This window comes from Vreelandella populi (genome assembly GCF_003989825.1).
Taxonomy (GTDB): Bacteria; Pseudomonadota; Gammaproteobacteria; order Pseudomonadales; family Halomonadaceae; genus Vreelandella; species Vreelandella populi.
Map to the genome: position 1 here is coordinate 667,655 of NZ_RZHE01000006.1, position 19,387 is coordinate 687,041.

20 protein-coding genes and 1 pseudogene are annotated in these 19,387 nt (G+C 57.6%); 8 read left to right on the forward strand and 13 right to left on the reverse strand.

Going from position 1 to position 19,387, the window contains the following annotated elements; genetic code table 11:
• Positions 1-18: 18 nt before the first annotated feature.
• Entirely contained in the window at positions 19-693 is a 675-nt protein-coding gene (radC, locus tag ELY25_RS08090; RefSeq protein WP_126950757.1) for a RadC family protein, read from the reverse strand.
• Positions 694-878: 185 nt separating this feature from the next.
• Between radC and coaBC the strand changes: the two genes are divergently transcribed.
• The 6 genes from coaBC to ELY25_RS08120 all read left to right on the forward strand — a co-directional run bounded on the left by coaBC (position 879) and on the right by ELY25_RS08120 (position 6,026).
• Positions 879-2,129 carry a bifunctional phosphopantothenoylcysteine decarboxylase/phosphopantothenate--cysteine ligase CoaBC gene (gene coaBC / locus ELY25_RS08095; protein WP_126950758.1) on the forward strand — a complete coding sequence of 417 codons (1,251 nt, stop codon included), beginning with the start codon at positions 879-881 and terminating at the stop codon, positions 2,127-2,129.
• A gap of 34 nt (positions 2,130-2,163) precedes the next feature.
• Positions 2,164-2,622 carry a dUTP diphosphatase gene (dut, locus tag ELY25_RS08100; RefSeq protein ID WP_126950759.1) on the forward strand — a complete coding sequence of 153 codons (459 nt, stop codon included), beginning with the start codon at positions 2,164-2,166 and terminating at the stop codon, positions 2,620-2,622.
• A gap of 36 nt (positions 2,623-2,658) precedes the next feature.
• Positions 2,659-4,044 carry a phosphomannomutase/phosphoglucomutase gene (locus ELY25_RS08105; protein ID WP_126950760.1) on the forward strand — a complete coding sequence of 462 codons (1,386 nt, stop codon included), beginning with the start codon at positions 2,659-2,661 and terminating at the stop codon, positions 4,042-4,044.
• 79 nt (positions 4,045-4,123) lie between these two features.
• Positions 4,124-5,023: an acetylglutamate kinase gene (gene argB / locus ELY25_RS08110; RefSeq protein WP_126950761.1), complete on the forward strand. Its 900-nt coding sequence runs from the start codon at positions 4,124-4,126 to the stop codon at positions 5,021-5,023.
• A gap of 21 nt (positions 5,024-5,044) precedes the next feature.
• On the forward strand, positions 5,045-5,653 hold the full coding sequence (gene slmA / locus ELY25_RS08115) for a nucleoid occlusion factor SlmA (RefSeq protein ID WP_126950762.1): 609 nt from the start codon (positions 5,045-5,047) through the stop codon (positions 5,651-5,653).
• Positions 5,654-5,726: 73 nt separating this feature from the next.
• Positions 5,727-6,026 (forward strand): hypothetical protein, encoded by a 300-nt coding sequence (locus ELY25_RS08120; RefSeq protein ID WP_126950763.1) that lies wholly within the window; start codon positions 5,727-5,729, stop codon positions 6,024-6,026.
• A gap of 80 nt (positions 6,027-6,106) precedes the next feature.
• Here ELY25_RS08120 and rpoH read toward each other — a convergent pair whose 3' ends face one another.
• The 4 genes from rpoH to ftsY all read right to left on the reverse strand — a co-directional run bounded on the left by rpoH (position 6,107) and on the right by ftsY (position 10,351).
• Positions 6,107-6,973, reverse strand: a complete 867-nt coding sequence (gene rpoH, locus ELY25_RS08125; RefSeq protein WP_126950764.1) for an RNA polymerase sigma factor RpoH — start codon at positions 6,971-6,973, stop codon at positions 6,107-6,109.
• A gap of 209 nt (positions 6,974-7,182) precedes the next feature.
• Entirely contained in the window at positions 7,183-8,232 is a 1,050-nt protein-coding gene (ftsX, locus tag ELY25_RS08130) for a permease-like cell division protein FtsX (protein WP_126950765.1), read from the reverse strand.
• Entirely contained in the window at positions 8,229-8,897 is a 669-nt protein-coding gene (ftsE, locus tag ELY25_RS08135) for a cell division ATP-binding protein FtsE (protein WP_126950766.1), read from the reverse strand. The genes ftsX and ftsE overlap by 4 nt, the downstream gene beginning before the upstream one ends.
• Positions 8,894-10,351: a signal recognition particle-docking protein FtsY gene (gene ftsY, locus ELY25_RS08140; RefSeq protein WP_126950767.1), complete on the reverse strand. Its 1,458-nt coding sequence runs from the start codon at positions 10,349-10,351 to the stop codon at positions 8,894-8,896. The genes ftsE and ftsY overlap by 4 nt, the downstream gene beginning before the upstream one ends.
• Before the next feature lie 90 nt (positions 10,352-10,441).
• Here ftsY and rsmD point away from each other — a divergent pair, with 90 nt between their 5' ends.
• Both rsmD and zapB read left to right on the forward strand, forming a co-directional pair.
• On the forward strand, positions 10,442-11,062 hold the full coding sequence (gene rsmD / locus ELY25_RS08145; protein ID WP_126950768.1) for a 16S rRNA (guanine(966)-N(2))-methyltransferase RsmD: 621 nt from the start codon (positions 10,442-10,444) through the stop codon (positions 11,060-11,062).
• A 94-nt stretch (positions 11,063-11,156) separates the two neighbouring features.
• The gene (zapB, locus tag ELY25_RS08150; RefSeq protein WP_126950769.1) at positions 11,157-11,339 is read left to right on the forward strand and encodes a cell division protein ZapB; all 183 of its coding nucleotides are present in this window, start codon (positions 11,157-11,159) and stop codon (positions 11,337-11,339) included.
• Here zapB and rimI read toward each other — a convergent pair.
• The 8 genes and pseudogenes from rimI to ELY25_RS08190 form a co-directional block, all read right to left on the reverse strand.
• Positions 11,332-11,790: a ribosomal protein S18-alanine N-acetyltransferase gene (gene rimI / locus ELY25_RS08155; RefSeq protein WP_126950770.1), complete on the reverse strand. Its 459-nt coding sequence runs from the start codon at positions 11,788-11,790 to the stop codon at positions 11,332-11,334. The two genes, zapB and rimI, sit on opposite strands and share 8 nt — an antisense overlap.
• On the reverse strand, positions 11,780-12,628 hold the full coding sequence (locus ELY25_RS08160; protein ID WP_126950771.1) for a hypothetical protein: 849 nt from the start codon (positions 12,626-12,628) through the stop codon (positions 11,780-11,782). Before ELY25_RS08160 ends, rimI begins: the two co-directional genes overlap by 11 nt.
• On the reverse strand, positions 12,625-12,933 hold the full coding sequence (locus ELY25_RS08165; protein WP_126950772.1) for a BolA family protein: 309 nt from the start codon (positions 12,931-12,933) through the stop codon (positions 12,625-12,627). The genes ELY25_RS08160 and ELY25_RS08165 overlap by 4 nt, the downstream gene beginning before the upstream one ends.
• A gap of 40 nt (positions 12,934-12,973) precedes the next feature.
• The gene (locus ELY25_RS08170; protein ID WP_126950773.1) at positions 12,974-14,377 is read right to left on the reverse strand and encodes an MFS transporter; all 1,404 of its coding nucleotides are present in this window, start codon (positions 14,375-14,377) and stop codon (positions 12,974-12,976) included.
• 132 nt (positions 14,378-14,509) lie between these two features.
• The gene (locus ELY25_RS08175) at positions 14,510-14,896 is read right to left on the reverse strand and encodes a hypothetical protein (RefSeq protein WP_126950774.1); all 387 of its coding nucleotides are present in this window, start codon (positions 14,894-14,896) and stop codon (positions 14,510-14,512) included.
• Between the two features lie 63 nt (positions 14,897-14,959).
• Positions 14,960-16,471: a lysine--tRNA ligase gene (gene lysS / locus ELY25_RS08180; RefSeq protein ID WP_126950775.1), complete on the reverse strand. Its 1,512-nt coding sequence runs from the start codon at positions 16,469-16,471 to the stop codon at positions 14,960-14,962.
• A 34-nt stretch (positions 16,472-16,505) separates the two neighbouring features.
• A protein-coding gene (gene prfB, locus ELY25_RS08185; RefSeq protein WP_126950776.1) for a peptide chain release factor 2 occupies positions 16,506-17,604 on the reverse strand; the annotation gives its coding sequence in 2 pieces (ribosomal slippage) (positions 16,506-17,528 and positions 17,530-17,604; 1,098 coding nt in all).
• 241 nt (positions 17,605-17,845) lie between these two features.
• Positions 17,846-19,204 (reverse strand): annotated as a pseudogene (locus ELY25_RS08190) (OmpP1/FadL family transporter).
• Positions 19,205-19,387 lie beyond the last annotated feature (183 nt).

Consider the following 19,387-nt stretch of genomic DNA (forward strand, 5'->3'; position numbering starts at 1 on the left):
TTGCTTTTCATTTGCTGCCTATAGCCAGCCGCGCTCGGCAAACGAGACCACGTCTCCATCCCCCACCACAAAATGATCCAGTACGCGCACGTCAAAGAGACCAAGGGCCTCTCTCAAGCGTTCGGTGATACGACGATCAGCATCGCTTGGCTCAGCCACACCGGAGGGGTGATTGTGGGCCAGGATAACGGCGCCAGCGCTAAGTTCTAAAGCACGCTTGGCAACTTCGCGGGGGTAAACGGATGCGCTGTCTAGGGTACCGCGAAACAGGGATTCATAGCGAATAATTCGGTGCTGCGTATCTAAAAAAATTACTGCGAACTCCTCATGCCCCAGGTGGCGCAACTGCGAACTCAGGTAGTGACGTACCAGTTCAGGCGAGGTCAGCGCGTTGCCCCGGGCCAGTTGGCTGGCCAGATGACGCTTGGAAATTTCAAGCGTGGCCTGGAGTTGCGCGAACTTGGCGCTGCCCAACCCGTGGGCGGCACAGAAGCTTGCCTGGTCCGCTTCCAGCAGTGGGCGCAGGCCTCCAAATGCCGCCAGTAGGTCGCGGGCCAAATCGACCGCTGAGCGTCCCTGCACGCCCACACGCAGAAAAATTGCCAGCAGCTCTGCATCTGAAAGCGTCTGCGCACCCATGGTTAAAAGCTTTTCCCGTGGCCGCTCACCTTCAGGCCAGTGATTGATTCCCATCCACCCTCCTCGCCTTACCCATACTCACCAAAAGCTCAGTAAACCTAGCTTACCCGTTATTTAGCTCAACATGCCAAACTAAAATTTGTATCAAAAGCACAAGGCAACAACAGTTTTCATACAAAAACGGGCAGGCTGGATGGTATGGTAAGGCTCCCAAAGAACGCTCATGTGGATCTCCTGCCATGCTTTCCGACACTCCCTCAACGGTATCGATGCTTGCCGGCAAACGCATTTTGCTGGGCGTAAGCGCGGGCATTGCGGCGTATAAAAGCGCGTTGATCGTACGCCTGCTCAAGCAGGCAGGCTGCGAGGTACGCGTGGTTATGACCGATGGCGCCCAGGCGTTTATCACCCCGCTGACGCTACAGGCGCTCTCTGGCGAGCCGGTGCACACCTCGCTCCTTGACCCGGAAGCCGAGGCCGGCATGGGGCATATCGAACTCGCCCGCTGGGCAGATCTCGTTCTGATCGCCCCCGCGACGGCTGATTTGATCGCCAGGCTGGTTCACGGTATGGCCGATGACCTGCTCACCACGCTATGCCTGGCCAGTGAAGCTCCCAGGCTGATTGCACCGGCGATGAATCAGACCATGTGGCGCCACCCAGCGACCCAGCGCAACGTGGCACAGCTGGCGCAGGATGGCTGGCAACTGATTGGCCCCGCCGCAGGCGACCAGGCGTGTGGCGATGTAGGCCCCGGACGCATGAGCGAGCCCGACACCATCTTTGAAGCGGTGGCCAACCACCTTGCCCGCGCCTTTGCGCCCGGCTGCGGTCCCCACGTGGTAATCACCGCAGGCCCGACCCGTGAAGCGCTGGACCCGGTGCGTTATCTCTCTAACCACAGCTCAGGAAAGATGGGCTACGCGCTGGCCGCCGCCGCCGTGGCTCAGGGAGCTCGGGTCACGCTTATCAGCGGGCCGGTGAGCCTGCCCACTCCCTACGGCGTAACACGTATCGACGTTGAATCTGCCGCACAGATGCATAAAGAGGCCCTGCATCTGGCGCCAGAGGCGGCGCTGTTTATCGGCTGCGCGGCGGTAGCCGACTATCGCTTTGCATCCCCTGCCGAGCATAAGCTTAAAAAGCAGGAAGATAGCGAAACGCTTACCCTCACGCTGACAAAGAACCCAGATATTATTGCCGAGGTTGCAGCCCTGCCGGCTGAAAAGCGCCCGCTAGTCGTTGGGTTTGCCGCAGAAACCCAACAGATCGAGCGCTATGCGCGCGACAAGCTCAGCCGTAAAGGGCTTGATATGATTGTCGCCAACGATGTCTCTCAAGCGGGCCTGGGCTTTGGAAGTGACGACAACGCAGCGCTGCTACTCTGGCGCACGATCGAAGGCACCCAACAGCGTGCCGAGCCCGCTCAACCCAAGAATCAGCTGGCGCAGGGCATTATTCGCCAGGCGCTGGCGTTACTATCTGTTTAACGTTGGAACTACCTGTTTAATGTTGGAGCCATTCATGACGACCCGCCCCCGCCTGCAGTGCAAAGTGCTTGATGAGCGCCTGCATGACCATATGCCGCACTACGCCACCGAAGGCTCGGCCGGTATGGACCTGCGCGCACTGCTCGACGAGCCGTTGACGTTGCAGCCCGGTGAATGCCAGCTCGTGAGGACAGGGCTTGCCATCTATATTGAAGACCCAAGCCTTGCCGGCATGATCCTGCCGCGCTCAGGACTGGGTCACAAGCACGGTATCGTATTGGGCAACCTGGTAGGCCTGATCGATTCTGACTACCAAGGCGAGCTGATGATATCGGTCTGGAACCGCGGGCAAAGCGCTTTCACGCTATCGCCCTTCGAGAGGCTGGCGCAATATGTACTCGTGCCCGTGGTACAGGCTGAGCTTTCTATCGTTGACGCGTTTACTGCCTCTACCCGGGGCAGCGGCGGCTTTGGCAGCACCGGCCGCCAGTAATTTCGCCGTAACGCTCCGTATTGACAGGAAATAGCCATGAACGTACCTGCTTCGATTTTTCGCGCCTACGATGTTCGCGGCATTGTGGACAAAACATTGAGTGAATCCACCGCCGAGTGGATAGGCCGCGCCATCGGTACCGAGGCGGCGGCTCGCGGTGAGCAAAGCGTGATTGTCGCCCGCGATGGGCGTCTGTCCGGCCCGACCCTGCAGGCGGCGCTGATTCGCGGCTTAATGGCCGCAGGGCGCGATGTTATCGACATAGGCATGGTACCTACCCCAGTTCTGTATTTTGCCACCCATACCCTGCCCGAAAGCCGCTCGGGTGTAATGGTCACCGGCAGCCATAACCCACCAGATTACAATGGCTTCAAGATCGTACTGGCTGGCGAAACGCTTTCTGGCGATGCGATCACAGCGCTTTTCAAGCGCATCGAGTCGAATGATTTAGCCAGCGGCCAGGGCAGTGTTCGCTCGCTGGACATACGTGCCGCGTACCTTGCCCGCATCCTTGGTGACGTTCACGTTAAGCGGCCTCTAGAAGCGGTGGTAGACTGCGGCAACGGCGTGGCAGGCGAGCTGGGGCCGCAGCTGATCGAACAGCTGGGCGTCACGACCATCGCCCTGTTTGCCGAGATCGATGGCCACTTCCCCAACCATCATCCCGACCCCGGCAAACCTGAAAACCTGCAGGACCTGATCAACAAGGTGCAGGAAACAGGCGCCGATATCGGGCTTGCCTTTGACGGCGACGGCGACCGGGTGGGTGTAGTAACCCCGCGTGGTCGAATGATCTACCCCGACCATCTACTGATGGCATTTGCGATCGACATGCTCACCCGCCACCCCGGCGCCCGCGTGATCTTTGATATCAAATGTACCGGCAACCTTGCCCGGGTGATCAGCGAGGCCGGTGGCGAGCCTGAAATGTGGCGCACCGGCCATTCGCTGATCAAGGCGCGCATGAAGGAAACCGATGCTCAGCTAGGTGGGGAAATGAGCGGGCATATTTTCTTCAAGGAGCGCTGGTATGGTTTTGACGATGGTCTTTATGCCGCCGCACGTCTGTTAGAAATATTGGCACTTTATAATGAAGATGCAGACGCCTTTTTTGACCGCTTTCCTCAGGATCCAAGTACCCCGGAAATCAATATAATCGTAAGCGATGAAGAGAAATTTGGCCTGATAGAAGCGCTTGCCCGCGAAGGCGACTTCGGTGAAGGTATCAAAACCACACTGGATGGTATCCGGGTTGACTACCCCGACGGCTGGGGCCTGTGCCGTGCCTCCAACACCACGCCGGCCCTGGTGCTGCGCTTTGAAGGGAAAGACAGGCAGGCTTTGGCGCGTATAAGGGAATGCTTTGCCAAAGCACTTGCACGCGTTGCGCCAACGCTTGAGATTCCTGTAACGCCGGTTTAAACACGCGGCAGGTACCATAACAATAGCCGTTAGCCACGACTATCCGGATAAAAGAAAACAGTAAGCAAGGGACAACACCATGAATTCAGCCAGTCGCGACCCACAGGTCGTTGTGGAAGTGCTTTCCGAAGCGCTTCCCTATATTCAGCAGTTCTCCGGCAAGACCGTCGTGGTCAAGTACGGCGGTAACGCAATGACGGAAGACACACTCATCAACTCATTTGCACGCGATATCGTGCTGATGAAAGAGGTGGGTATCAACCCGGTAGTGGTTCACGGCGGCGGGCCTCAAATCGGCAGCCTGTTGGAAAAGCTGAATATTGAATCGCGCTTTGTGAACGGTATGCGAGTGACCGACTCGCAAACCATGGACGTCGTCGAAATGGTGCTGGGCGGCCTGGTCAACAAGAGTATCGTTAACCTGATCAATCAGAGCGGCGGCAAGGCCATTGGCCTGACGGGCAAGGATGGCGCCCAGATACGCGCCCGCCAGCTCAAGGTTGAGCATCAAAGCCCCGAGATGACCGCGCCCGAAATTATCGATATCGGCCATGTAGGGGAAGTGGAGTCGATCTCGACAGACCTGATTGAGATGCTGGCCGCCCGCGACTTTATTCCCGTGATTGCCCCGATCGGTGTAGATGGCGAAGGCCATAGCTATAACATCAATGCCGACCTGGTAGCCGGCAAGCTGGCCGAGGCGCTAAACGCTGAAAAGCTGATGCTGCTGACCAACGTGGCAGGCCTGATGAACGGCGAAGGCGAAGTGCTAACCGGGCTAAGTACGCTTCAAGTGGATGCGCTGATTGCCGACGGCACAATTTACGGCGGGATGCTGCCCAAAATACGCTGCGCGCTGGACGCGGTGAAAGGCGGTGTTAACAGTGCGCACATTATTGATGGGCGCGTTCCTCACGCAGTGTTGCTGGAAATTTTCACCAACGCTGGGGTAGGTACTCTTATCACTGACGCGAGCTAACCGCGACGGAGGGCTAACGTCATGAGTGACGACCGTAAACCTCGCCGCCGCGAGCAGATTCTTCAGGCGCTTGCCTTGATGCTTGAAGAGGACAGCGGAAAACGCATCACCACAGCAGCACTGGCGCGCCAGGTAGGCGTTTCCGAGGCAGCGCTTTATCGCCACTTTCCCAGTAAGGCGCGGATGTTCGAGGGCCTGATTGATTTTATCGAAGAGAGCCTCTTTGCGCGCATTACGCGGATTTTAGAAGAAGTCCCCGACGCCACCGCGCGCTGTGGCAAGATTCTAGCGCTGCTGCTGGGCTTTGCCGAAAAGAACCCTGGGCTTGCCCGAGTAATGGGGGGCGATGTCCTGACCGGCGAAACCGCCCGCCTGCGCCTGCGGGTCCACCAGCTGTTTGAACGCATGGAAATGCAGCTCAGACAGGTTATTCGTGAAGCCGAACTTCGCGAAGGGCGCCGCCCCCGCATTCATGCATCAGCGGCCGCCAATCTATTGATTGCCCAGGCCGAGGGGCGCATTTCGCAATATGTACGCAGCGATTTCAAACGCCTGCCAACCGAGTACTGGGAAGACCAGTGGGCACTGCTTGCCGGGCAGTTACTGCGCGAAGCAACCCAGGCAGCCTGAAAAACGACTGCAAGGCGGCCGACAGGGTAGTCGGCCGCTTGATATCTTGACCATCTGCCAAAGGAAGGCGCTTTTGAATATTACTCACCTGGAACACACCGTTATTGCCCTGCTCTTTCAAGCCCTGCTTTGGCCGTTTGTGGGCCGCTGGGTGGCGGGCTCGCTAATTGTCGCGGTCTTTTTAGGTCGGGAGATTGCCCAGCACGAATATGCCGGGGGAGGCCCTAACGAGGTATGGTATCTTTATGGGCTTTTCAACCACTGGTCGCTGGATTCATTTTTAGATTTCGTGGCCCCTGCCGTAGCATGCGCCGTTGTCGCGTTAGCCATGCCGGGCAGTTGGCTCTGGAAGCAGTTTGCCAAGCGCCAATAGATCAGCGTCAAACACCTGACTGGCAGGTATAAAAAACCGGCGTGTTTTGGCAGCGCCGGTTTTCTGTAAGCTAATGGCGTTTAAGCCGCCAAAGCATCGCCCATCTTCAGACGCAGTTTTTTCATCGCGTTCTTTTCCAGCTGGCGGATACGCTCGGCGCTGACACCGTAAACATCGGCCAGATCATGCAGCGTGGCCTTGTTATCGGTCAGCCAGCGGCGCTGTAGAATATCTCGCGAGCGCTCGTCCAGGCCTTTCAATGCAAGCTGCAAACGACGCGTTGAGTCTTCCTCAAAATCGCTGTCTTCAAGCTGCGTGGCTGGGTCTGCCGAAGCGTCGTCCAGAAAATAAGCTGGCGCCTGATAAGTGCTCTCTTCGTCATCGCTTGGCGAGGCATCATAGCCTGCGTCATAGGCAGAAAGGCGCCCTTCCATATCACGCACGACTTCCGGCTTAACGTCGAGGTCCTTGGCGATGGCGTCGACTTCGTCGTTGTTCAACCACGCCAGACGTTTTTTAGCACTGCGCAAATTGAAGAACAGCTTGCGCTGGGCTTTGGTCGTGGCAATTTTAACGATTCGCCAGTTACGCAGCACAAACTCGTGAATTTCAGCCTTGATCCAGTGCACTGCAAACGATACCAGGCGTACCCCTTGATTAGGGTCAAAACGCTTGACGGCTTTCATCAAGCCAACGTTACCTTCCTGAATCAAGTCAGCCTGAGGTAGCCCGTAACCTGAATAACTGCGGGCAATATGCACCACAAAACGCAGATGCGACAGTACCAGACGGCGCGCTGCTTCCAAGTCGCCTTCATCGTACAACCGGAACGCAAGCTCGCGCTCTTCTTCAACACTCAGCACCGAAATGCCGTTAACCGCTCGAATATAGCCGCCCAGATCATGGCCTGGAGAAAGCTGTCCTACCGGTAGAAGACTAGTGCTCATATGCAAACGGTCTCCCTATCACTCTATCGTGGTTGGCGTACGTGGTTGAAATCACACAATACGCCTCAATTAATCCCTAAGACTCTACCTGCCTGACAAGGTTCACTTGGATGCAGGTCTGTTACGCTTGTCTGCTACTCTTAACTCTACTACGACGGCGCCCAGAGTAATCAACCATTGTTACCGTTAGCGGATACTGCATTTAATCCTTAACGTGGCCGAATGCTGGTGAGATGACGGGTAACTGCCAGCCAAGCCCCTAACCAGCCTAGTAGTGTGCTGCAGGATAGCAAAATTGTAGCGCCAGTCATATCCAACTGTGGTAGTGAAAAGCTGGCGCCATAACTTGCCGCTAGTGCCGCGACAGGCAACGATAGCCAGTGATTCCCCAGCCCAAGCAGGCCCAGCGCCAGGAACCCGCCGCCCAAGCCATACCAAGCGCCGCTGTACAGAAACGGCCGACGTACAAAGGCGTGAGTCGCCCCAATCAGCATGACCACCTCAATTTCCCGGCGCCGACTCTCCACCGCCAGGCGAATGGTGTTGCCGACGACTAGAAGCACCCCAAGTCCAAACAGCACGCCAAGCGCCAGCGCTACCCGCCGCCCAAGGGCTGCCAAATGCCGCAACCGCTCTACCCATGCCAAATCAACCCGCACTTCATCAACCCCCGCCAGGGCTTCCAGGGTGCTTGCCAGCTGTTGCATGGCGGCGGGTTCCACGTCTTGTGGTCGCACCACAATGCTGGCCGGCAGCGGGTTATCGTCAAGCCCTGCTAGCGCGTCATCCAGGCCCAGCGACCGTTGAAACTCGGCCATACCCTGCTCAGCGCTGATCATGCGGGTATCGAGCACCGCCTGCTCCGCGCTGACCGCCTGCTCAATACGCTCGGCCTGAGCCGGGTCTACGGCGGGCTGTAGATATACGGTAAGCGTGGCGCTTTCATCCAGCTCAGCATCCAGCAAACGGGCGCTGTCCAGGGTCAGCCATAAGGCGGCGGGAAGCACCAGCGCAATCGCAATCGCGAGCATAGTAAGGAGGTTGCCCACCGGATGGCGTACCAGGCGATAAAAGCTGTCCCAACTCATTGCCCGGTGGTGACGCCCCCAGGCGCGCAAGCGGCTTGAAAACCGGGCCTGCTGGGAGTTGGCTCCACGCCGCTTGGGTGGCTCCTGGCGTGACGGCGTCGCCTTGCTTTTCGTCTTGGGCGTTTTAGGCGCAGCTCCTCTGGGGCGCCTGGGCGTTGTTGACGGCTTCATACAGCTCCCTCATCGGCCACTAGGCGCCCTTCACGCAAGCGCAGAATGCGGTGACGCAGGCGGGCAATCAGCGCCAAGTCGTGGCTTGCAATCATGACCGTGGTACCGATGCGGTTGAAGTCTTCAAAAAGCGCCATGATGTCGGCCGAGAGCTGCGGATCCAGATTTCCCGTCGGCTCATCGGCAAGCAGTAGCGAAGGTTTGTTGACCACCGCGCGGGCAATGCCCACCCGCTGCTGCTCGCCGCCGGAAAGCTCCACGGGCAGCGCCTTTTCACGGTGCAGCAAGCCAACTTTATCCAAGGCAGCACGCACACGGCGCGCCGTTTCTCGTGGCTCGATGCCCTGAATTTCAAGCGGCAACGACACATTGTGAAACACGCTTCGATCAAATAGCAGTTGGTGATCCTGAAAGACCACGCCTATCTGGCGGCGATAAAACGGCACTTGGCTTGCGTGCAGCTGGGCAATATCGTGCCCAGCGACCATGACCCGCCCGCGGCTGGGCTTTTCAAGGCGCATGATCAAGCGCAGCAATGAGCTCTTGCCTGCCCCGGAATGCCCGGTCAGAAACACCATTTCACCGCGTTCTACACGAAAATCCAGATGGGCCAGGGCTTCAAAACGGCCACCATAGCGCTTCCCGACGTGCTCGAAAGCGATCATGCGCGGCCGTCATCCCCTTGGCGGTCAAACAGGGCGTTGACAAAGTCCTCGGCTTCGAAGGGACGCAGGTCATCCAGCCCCTCTCCTACACCAATAAAGCGGATAGGCGTTTTTAGCTGCTTGGCCAGGGCAAAGATAATGCCTCCCTTTGCCGTGCCATCCAGCTTGGTGAGCGTAATACCCGTGACCGGCACGGCTTCATTGAACGTGCTCGCCTGAGCAATGGCGTTTTGTCCGGTGCCTGCATCCAGTACCAGCATGACTTCATGGGGCGCGGTGGCGTCCACTTTTTTCATCACCCGATGGACTTTTTTCAGCTCTTCCATCAAGTGGCTCTTGTTGTGCAAACGGCCCGCCGTATCGGCAATCAGCACATCCACGCCACGCGCTTTGGCAGCAGCCACGGCGTCATAAATCACTGATGCGCTGTCGGCACCGGTGTGCTGGGCAATCACCGGCACGCTGTTGCGTTCGCCCCACACTTTAAGCTGCTCGACCGCCGCCGCCCGGAAGGTGTCCCCGGCCGCCAGCATGACGCTTTTACCTTCGCGCTGAAAACGCTGGGTCAGCTTGCCGATGGTGGTGGTTTTCCCCACCCCGTTAACGCCGACAACTAAAATGACAAAGGGGCCGTCCGCCTGCCGGTTCAGGTCCAGCGGCGTTGCCACCGGCCCTAGCATGGAAGCAAGTTCCTCCTGCAAGCCCCGGTACAGCGCTTCTGGGTTATTAAGCTCCTTGCGTGATACTCGCGCTTCAAGGCGCTCGATAATCTCGCTGGTGGCATCAATACCCACATCGGCCATCAGCAGCTGGGTTTCCAGGTCTTCCAGAAGCTCGTCATCAATCTGCTTTTTGCCTAAAAACAGATCGGCGATACCGTCGGTCAGATTGGCGCGGGTCTTGCCCAGGCCTGACTTGATCCGTGCAAACCAGCCCTGCTTTTCACCTTTTGCGGCCACCGGCTTCTCTTGGAGTGCTGGTTTGGGCTCCGAAGGTGCCTGTACGGGTTCAGGCTCTGGGATGGGTTCTGGCTCAGGGATAGGATCTGGCTCAGGAATAGGCTCTGGCTCTGGGACGGGCTCCGGCTCAGGGATGGGTTCTGGCTCAGGAATAAGCTCCGGCTCAGGAATAGGCTCTGGCTTGATCTCGGGTTCCGGTTTAATCGGATCGATTTCGGGCTCAGGGGCAGGCTCCGGCTCGATCTCGGGTTCCGGTTTAATCGGGTCAATTTCAGGCTCATCAGCAGGTTCCGGGTCGATCTCGGGCTCTGGCTTAATCGGATCGATTTCGGGCTCATCAGCAGGCTCCGGCTTGATCTCGGGTTCCGGTTTAACCGGATCGACATCAGGCACTGGTTTGATTTCGGACTCCGGCTGCGGCTCTTCTTGACGCAACTCCTCCTGCGGCAACTCCTGGGAGTCATGCTTTTTCTTACGCTTGAAAAAACCAAACATGGTTGTCATCCAACTTGAAAGGTGAACATTGTGACCATCCTACCACCGCCAACCAAGACTTTGGATAAGTAGCCCGCTACAATCCCCGATATGACACGACAACGCTCTTCTATCTCACGTTCACGCTCATCGGCTTCCCGTGGCGCGCCTTCCCGGCAGACGGGTAAGTTACGTATTATCGGCGGCGACTATCGGCGCCGCCAGTTACCCGTACTCGACCGGCCAGGACTTCGGCCCACCCCGGACCGGGTACGCGAAACGCTGTTCAACTGGTTAGGCCAGCAGCTATACGGCCAACGCGTGCTGGACCTTTTTGCAGGCACCGGCGCGTTAGGCATCGAAGCGCTTTCACGTGGTGCCGCTCATGTGGACTTTGTCGAACGTGACAGCACCGTGGCGGCGTATATTACTCAAAACCTGGCCACGCTTGGGGCTACTCGCGGGTACGTTACCCCGCGCGATGCGCTGCTGTTTCTCGACCAGCCAGCCAGCCCCTATGACCTGGTGTTTCTGGACCCGCCCTTTCACCAGACGCTAGCTTCCCCCTGCTGCAACGCGCTGGAACAGGCTGGCTGGCTCTCAAAAGATGCCATGATTTACCTGGAGACCGAACGCACCCTTACGCCTGCCGTTCCGGCTAACTGGCAGCTACACCGCGAAACCCAGGCAGGAGAAAGCACCGCTCGGCTCTACCAACGACAAACACCCTAAACAGCGCTTGCCGACAGCGCCTGCGAGCGTTACGCTCGCCTCATTCGCCCCTGTTGGCACGCCTGTCGTTCGTTTTTTAACCCTGGAGGTTTACATGAGTCTGGAACTGTTCAATCAGCTCGAACAGAAAGTTACCGATACAGTGGAAGCACTGGAAATGATGAAGCTGGAAAATGAAGAGCTGCGCGATGAAAACGCCAAGCTCAAGCAGGAACGCGAAGAGTGGGAACGTCGCCTGAACAGCCTGCTGAGCAAGTTTGAAGGCAGCGCTAGCTAAGCGCCCGCGACATTAATAGCGCGTCTTCACGCCCGGTAGCGCCTTGCACTGCCGGGTAGTAGTTTTTGCGCTGCCCATCCTGGCTAAACCCCAAGCGTTGATAGAGGCCGATAGCGGCCCCATTGCTTGCACGCACTTCAAGCAGCACACGCTCGCTTTGCCATTCGCTAGCCTTTGCCAGCACCGAATGTATGAGTTCGCGCCCCACACCTTGATGACGACAAGCAGGCAGTACGCCAATGGCCTGAAGCTCCGCATCAAAAGGCAGGCGGACAAGCACCGCATAGCCTATCAGCACCTCTTCCTGAAAACGTCCCAGAACACAGCTGTGACTGCCCGTCTCAGCGCCGGCTAGCGCCTCTTTCAGCAAGGCATCGCTTACGCCACTCTGCGCCTGTGCTTCAAGCGCTACCAGCGCGGCGTAGTCGCTTGCCTGCAGTTCAGTTGTCACTTGGCTGGCCTTTGTCACGGCGCTGCCGCTGTTGGGCCAACTCGGTTAATGAAGGCCAAAGGTCGCGCTTGGCATCACCATTTCGCAACAGGCTTTCAAGCGTCGGCCCTTGCCATACCGGTAGCGCCAGCGTTTGACTGTGTATGCCCTGAATGTCCAATACGCGCAGCGTATCTGCAGCGCTCTGATCGTGCTCATCCCCCCACCAGAGAACGCGCTCCAGCGCCCACTGGTTTCGGCTTCCGCTACCCGCAATAAACGCGAAAAGCCCTTCTCTGGCCTCTTCAAGCGGCTCTTCCACGGCAAAGGCATTGTCCATGGGCGGCCATTTAAAACGCATGATGTCAGGTAGCGTGCCCTGATCAATACCTAACGCGTACAAGATATTGCCAAGCAGGCGCTGCGCCTGAGGCGTTATCTCACCGGGGTGCAGGCTCAGCCAGCGGTTGGCGATACACACGCAGGAAAGCGTAAAGTGCAGCGGTTTGGCAGGCGCGGCAGGTGGCGAATTAGGCTCTGGCTCAACGGTTTTTTCAACTGTTTCAACTGCTGCCTTAGGGGCAAGCTCATCCTGCGCTGTCTGGCCAAGCAGAGCACGCACTGCTGAAGGTGACGCCACTGGCACGGCTTCCTGAGCCTGCCTAACGGGTTCTACACGCGCGGCTGACGCGTCGTCAAGCAGGGCTTGCAGACGCTCACGCGGGGGCGTTTTTTCCGGCGGCGTATCGTCCCATTCACAGGCTTCGGTAGCCAGGGCATTAGGCAGCTGGTAACGCGATGCCCAGGTGGTAATACCCATAGCGTCCAGATAGTGGCGTCTGGCAACCTCGGGTGTCACTGGCCGCCGCCACGGCAGTTGGGGGAGTCTGGGCGTTCGCCGCCCCGTGCCTGCCACTCCTTCGGCGTATAGAGATGTAATGCCAGGGCATGCACCGGGCCCGACAGTTCGTCGGCCAGCAGGGCATAGATTTTCTGATGGCGTTTAACCGGCATCAGGCCATCAAAGCTGTCGCTTACCAGCGTCACTTTAAAATGGGTTTCGGAGTTGGCGGGCACATTATGCATATGGCTTTCGTTTTCCACACGCAGTACGTCAGGCGTTAGCGCCGTCAACTTCTGCTCGATTTGTGCTTGTACTGTCATGCAGGCTCTCCTCGACATTCAACGTTTTTATTGTACGCGCTTACTCGCCATCCGACGATGCCCGTCGCTCAACGAGCGCGCGCCGGGCATACGACATTCTTGAAAGACTCGCCAGCAGCGCAAGAAAGGACGTAGCCGCACCCAGCCACAGGGTGACCTGGATCGCCAGGCCAAGGGCCAAGGCCGCGCCCACCAAGGCGACACCAATCGACTGACCAACGGTGCGCACGGTACTCATCACCCCCGAGACGTTGGCGCTGCGTTCAGGCGGTAGGCTCGACATCATTTCACGGTTGTTAGGTGGCTGAAACAGGCCAAAACCGATCCCGCATAGCGCCGTGCGCCACAGGCTTTCCGCCACGCCCATCGTCTCATCCACCAGCGCCAGCGCCACTAGTCCAACGATCAATAGCCCAAGCCCAGTACTGGAAAGCACGCTGGGGTTGATGCGATCGGCAAGCCGACCTGCCAGCGGCCCCACCAACATAATGGCCAGCGGCCAGGGCGTAAACAGCCAGGCAGTTTCCAGAGGGGTAAAGCCCATCTGCTCCTGGTAGAAAAACGACAGCGCCACAAACGTCAGACCCTGTCCGATAAACGCAAGTCCTGAGGCGGAGACGGCTAGGGTAAAGCGTTTTTCTGCGAACACGCTCAGTGGCAGTAAAGGGTAAGGCGCACGACGCTGACGCGCAATAAAGCCAGCACCGCTTGCGATGGAGAGAACGACCCAGGCACTCACCTGCCAGAAAGGTGCTGCGTGTCCTACGGCATCCATGGCCAAAAAGAAGCTTGCCAGCATCAGCATGGAGAGCAGCGCGCCCAGAAAATCAAAGCTGCCTTGGCGGGGTTTGTCTCGCGGCAGTGCGCGGTTAGCCAGCCATAGCGAGCACAGCCCCAACGGCAGATTGAGCGCAAACAGCCACGGCCAATCCACAAAGGAAAGAGTCACCCCACTGAGCGTCGGCCCAGCGGCATAACCACCTGCCACGACCAAGGCGCTTAACCCCAGCGCGCTACCCAGCAGGCGCGAAGGAAAGATGGCCCGGTAAAGCGAGGGACCGATCGACAGAGTCGCGGCCGCCCCCAGGCCTTGCAGCGCGCGAAACACTAACAACATTTCCAGATTACGGGAAAGGGCCGCGCCCAGCGCCCCTACCATAAAGGTAGTCAGGCCAAACAGGTAAATGCGCCGCCGCGTCACAAGCTCGCTAATCCCGGCGAACACTAGCAGGAAAGCGGCACACACCACCTGAAACATATTGGTGATCCATACCGCGCGAGACGCCGATGCGTCCAAATCCGCGGCGATGGTGGGCAGGGCAAGATTGATCATGGTGGTATCCACCACCGCCATCAGTGTGCCGGTAATCAGTGCCAGCACGGCCAAGGCACGTTCCGGCCCAGGCAAGCCGTCATCACCAGGACGAGTTTCAAACAGTCGCATGGGTGGGGTGTTCCTAAACGAAACCACTAACGCGTTAAAACCGGCCTAAGCCGGTTTTAACGTCAACAAGCGCTCATGCCGTGAAGCCCTCAAGGAGCTTGCCAGGCAGGACGCACTAGGTAGCGCTGTACGTTAGTCCTGCTCGCTGTCGAGCAGCAACGCATCATCAACATCAGAAATTTCCAGTGCCGTCTCATCATCCAGATCGATGGCGAGATAGCTATGCTCAACGCGTAGAAATTGCTGAAACAGCGACCAGTCAAGAGACTCTGGCCATTGGCGTTCATCCTCTTCCCAGGCACGCAGCTCAGTTTCAAGGATTTCGACATGACGGTCGCGCACGAAGGTTTCAAGCGCTTCCGGGGTGTCCATCTCAGGAATCAAGTAAATGGTACTTTCACGTTCGACGTCGTCCAGTGTCAGGTCGTCGTCTCCCATGGTGGGTTCCAGCGCATTGATCCAGTCCACGAAGGGCTGGGTCGGCCTGACGCTCAGAGCGGAGCGGTTAAGCAGTTTCATGGGATTCTCCTCGCCGTCGAAACGTTGACCATTATGGGCGCTAAAACGCGCCCTTACCAATTTTTAGTCTACTTCGGGGCGCATCGCCGGAAACAGCAACACATCACGGATGGAAGCGCTGTTGGTAAACAGCATCACCAACCGGTCGATACCGATGCCCTCGCCAGCGGTGGGCGGCATGCCGTACTCAAGCGCCCGCACGTAATCCGCATCATAGTACATGGCTTCCAGGTCGCCCGCGTCCTTCTCGGCAGCCTGTTCACGAAAGCGCTCGGCCTGGTCTTCAGCGTCATTAAGCTCCGAGAAGCCGTTGGCGATTTCACGCCCGCCGACAAAGAACTCAAAACGGTCGGTGACGAACGGATTGGCATCGTTGCGCCGCGCAAGCGGGCTGACTTCAGCCGGATACTCGGTAATGAACGTCGGCTGGTCGAGCTTGTGCTCGGCTACTTCTTCGAAGATTTCCGTCTGGATCTTGCCCAGGCCCCAGCTATCTTTGACCTTGATGCCCAATTTCTGGGCCGTCGCGCGCGCTGCATCAAGGCTATCCAGATCAACATCGGTAATCCCGTCGCCGTGATCCAGAATCGACTGCTTGAGCGTCAAACGCTTGAACGGCTGACCGAAGTCGTAGCTGGCGCCCTGGTACTCAAGAGTGGTAGTGCCCAGCACTTCCTCGGCCGCCGTACGCAGCATGGCCTCGGTCATGTCCATCAGGTCATTGTAATCGGCATACGCCCAGTAGAACTCGACCATGGTGAATTCAGGGTTATGCCGCGTGGAAAGACCTTCGTTGCGGAAGTTGCGGTTGATTTCGAAGACCTTCTCAAAACCACCCACCACCAGGCGCTTCAGATAAAGCTCAGGCGCAATACGCAGGTACATATCCATACCCAGCGCGTTGTGATGGGTCACGAACGGACGCGCCGTGGCACCACCGGGAATCGCCTGGAGCATGGGCGTCTCCACTTCCATGAAACCACGCGTTTCAAAGAAACGTCGCATGGAGCTGATAACGGCCGCCCGTGTCTCAAACGCCTTACGCGACTGCGGGTTCATGATCAGATCCACATAACGCTGGCGATAGCGGGCTTCCTGATCGGTCAGGCCGTGGAACTTGTCCGGCAGCGGACGCAGGCTCTTGGTCAAAAGCTGGGCATCGACCATCATCACGTACAGGTCGCCCTTGCCGGATTTATGCACCGGGCCACGCGCCGCCACGATATCGCCGATATCCCAACCCTTGACGTCGCCCAGCACCTCTTCCGGCAGGCCTTTCTTATCCACGTACAGCTGGATCTGCCCCGCTACGTCCTGAATAACGATAAACGGGCCACGCTGGCGCATGATACGGCCCGCCACTGAGGCCTGGTGATCAAGCGCCTCAAGCTCAGCTTTGTCTTTATCGCCCAACAGGTCCTGCAGTTCGACGGTTAAGCTGTCGCGGCGAAAGTCATTCGGGAAAGCGCTCTTCCCTTGCTCTGCTGCCAGCTCACGACGCGCGGTGAGCTTGGCACGACGCTCGGCAATAAGATGATTTTCGTTTTCAGGAGAAGACGCGTCTTGGTTAGCCATGGGGCACCCTATTCATGTTCGAACGCTAAAGAGATTACAAACCTTGCTTGAGGCTGGCGACGATAAACTGATCTAAATCACCGTCGAGCACCTTGTCGCAGTTGCTGGACTGTACGCCGGTGCGCAGATCTTTAATGCGCTGGTCGTCAAGCACGTAAGAGCGAATCTGGCTGCCCCAGCCGATGTCAGCCTTGGAGTCTTCCGCCTCCTGCTTTGCGGCATTACGCTTTTGCATTTCATGTTCCCAGAGCTTCGCCTTCAACTGCTTCATGGCAAAGTCACGGTTAGCATGCTGGCTGCGCTGGTTCTGGCACGCTACCACAATACCCGTAGGCTCATGGGTGATCCGCACCGCCGAATCGGTGGTGTTAACGTGCTGGCCGCCCGCGCCGCTTGAGCGGTACGTATCAACGCGCAGGTCCGAAGGATTGATCTCAACCTCGAAGCTGTCGTCGACTTCCGGTGACAGGAAAACAGAGGCAAACGACGTATGACGACGGCCACCTGAGTCGAACGGGCTTTTGCGCACCAACCGGTGAACACCGGTTTCGGTACGCAGCCAGCCAAAGGCGTAATCGCCCTGTATATGCAGCGAGGCCGACTTGATACCCGCCACTTCGCCTGCGGAAATTTCGGTTATTTCAGCTTTAAAGCCGTGGCTCTCTGCCCAGCGCAGGTACATGCGCAGCAGAATATTGGCCCAGTCCTGGGCTTCAGTGCCGCCAGAGCCCGACTGGATATCGAGATAAGCATTGTTTGCATCCATTTCGCCGGAGAACATGCGGCGAAACTCGAGCTTTTCAAGCGAGGCCTGCATGCCATCAAGCTCTTTGCGTACTTCTTCAACCGTGCCTTCGTCTTCTTCCATTTCGGCCAGCTCCAGAAGATCGCGACTGTCGCCCAGCCCCTGGTCCAGCTCGTCAATGGTCGCCACAATGGCTTCAAGGGAGGAGCGCTCCTTACCCAGCTTTTGTGCATAGTCCGGGTCGTTCCAGACATTCGGGTCTTCAAGCTCGCGGGAAACTTCTTCTAGCCGATCTTTACGCTCGGCATAGTCAAAGATACCCCCTAAGAACGTCTGTCCGCTCAGACAGGTCCTTGATCTGGTTGTGAATCGGGTTGGTTTCCAACATGGGTCGCCCTAGCCTTGGTCAGTGTCGCACGGTTCAAAAGAAAGACGCGCCGCTGGGGTAACCAGGCTGATGATTCAAAGCCGGTACCACAGCGGCGAAATTCCAAACGCGTATTGTAACGAAACCCAGCGCTTCTCGCACGTATCCCGCGTGCTGCCCCAATGCTTGAACCCGGCGTTGGCCGGGTTCAAGGGGATCACTGGATCAACGCCTTGAGCTTTCGGGAAAGCTCAAGGCGATCCTAGAAACGGTAGGTCAGCTGAGCACCAAAGCCATGGGCTTCGTTCTTGTAGTCGGCTGAGTAAGTAGCACCGCCTATATATTGACCCGGAGCATACTGTGTAAGTAAGTCGTTGCGCTCCTGCTCAAGCGAGGTGCTACGCTCGGTCAGGTAGGAGTAGGCAAAATCAAGCGTCATGTCTGGCGTCGGGCTCCAGCCTGCACCGATCGAGAAGATCCGTCGGTCATCCGAGGGAATCCGTACGCTGCGGTCTTGATCATTCGTCGGCGTGTAATCAAGCGTCACCCCGGCACGCAGTGCTAGTGCGGGTGTTAGCTGATACTCGCCGCCGGTCGCAAACGCCCAGGCGTTAGAGTAGTTCTGCTGCTCATCGGTAATATTGGGTATCTGGCCACCCGTAACGCGAATCTCATCAAAGTGGCTCCAGCGCACCCAAGAAGCGCCAAACATCAGCTTCAGGCGATCGGTCATCTGCTGAGTCAGCGAGAAGTTGACCGTTTCGGGCGTGGTCAGCTTTAAGCTCGCACTATTGTCAGCACTTACTACGTTACCCGCCGGGTCGCGCGCCACAAAGGTGCCGTCCAGGGTGTAATCGACTTTCGAGCGATAGGTCAAGCCGAACGTGGTTTCCGGCACGGGCTGATAGATCACCCCCAGATTGTAACCCCACGCTTCGTCGTCGCCCTCGACGCGGGAGTCGATATCGCCAGCAGAATCATAAGTGAGCGAATTAGTGGGACCAGGTACTTGTCGACGCAGCTCGCCATCTACCTTGTTATAGGTAACGCCCGCGCCCACGGCCCACTGGTCATTCAGCCGGTAGGAAACCGTCGGCTGGGCGGATATTACCTTGACCTCGGTATAGTCGCCAAAATAACGGCCCTGGAAGTCGTTTTCATACTCGGTTTTAGAACCAAACGGCGCGTAAACCCCGAAACCAAAGGCCAGACGATCCGTGACCGGCTGAGCGTAAAAAGCGAACGGTACCAGCGTGCCGGGCACCATATCGCCATTGTTAGTACCAGGAATCCCACCAAAAGGTACTTGCGAGCCGGTTGGCGCACCTACTGCAGCACCTGGGTCAATCGTGCGAGTAGCCTGGACATTGTCGATGTCCGTATTGACGTTCAGGTAGGTGCCACCCACGGTTACCTGCGCACGATCGAGAAACGACATGCCTGCCGGGTTACCGTAAACGATGGTGGCATCATGCACGTTGGAGCTGCGCCCAGCATGCCCGTACCCCTGGCCGCTGACGCTCTGCTCGTTAACCTGATAACCACCGGCGTGCGCCTAGCTTGCGAAGACAGCGGCTGAAACTGCAGCTGCTAGCGTGAGCTTATTGAATTTATTATTCATGTTCGGCCTCTTGTCCCATTGATCCTGAGGATTGGCGCATCCGCTTGCGCTAGTTCTTTTTGTATCTAGTTTTTGTAGCTAGGCTTTTTATACGACGTTCTTGCTTGCCAGTTTTGGCTTAAAGTGCCCTTGGGTTCAAGGGGCAAACGAGCGTTTTATTTCGTTTTACGCTTATACATTAGT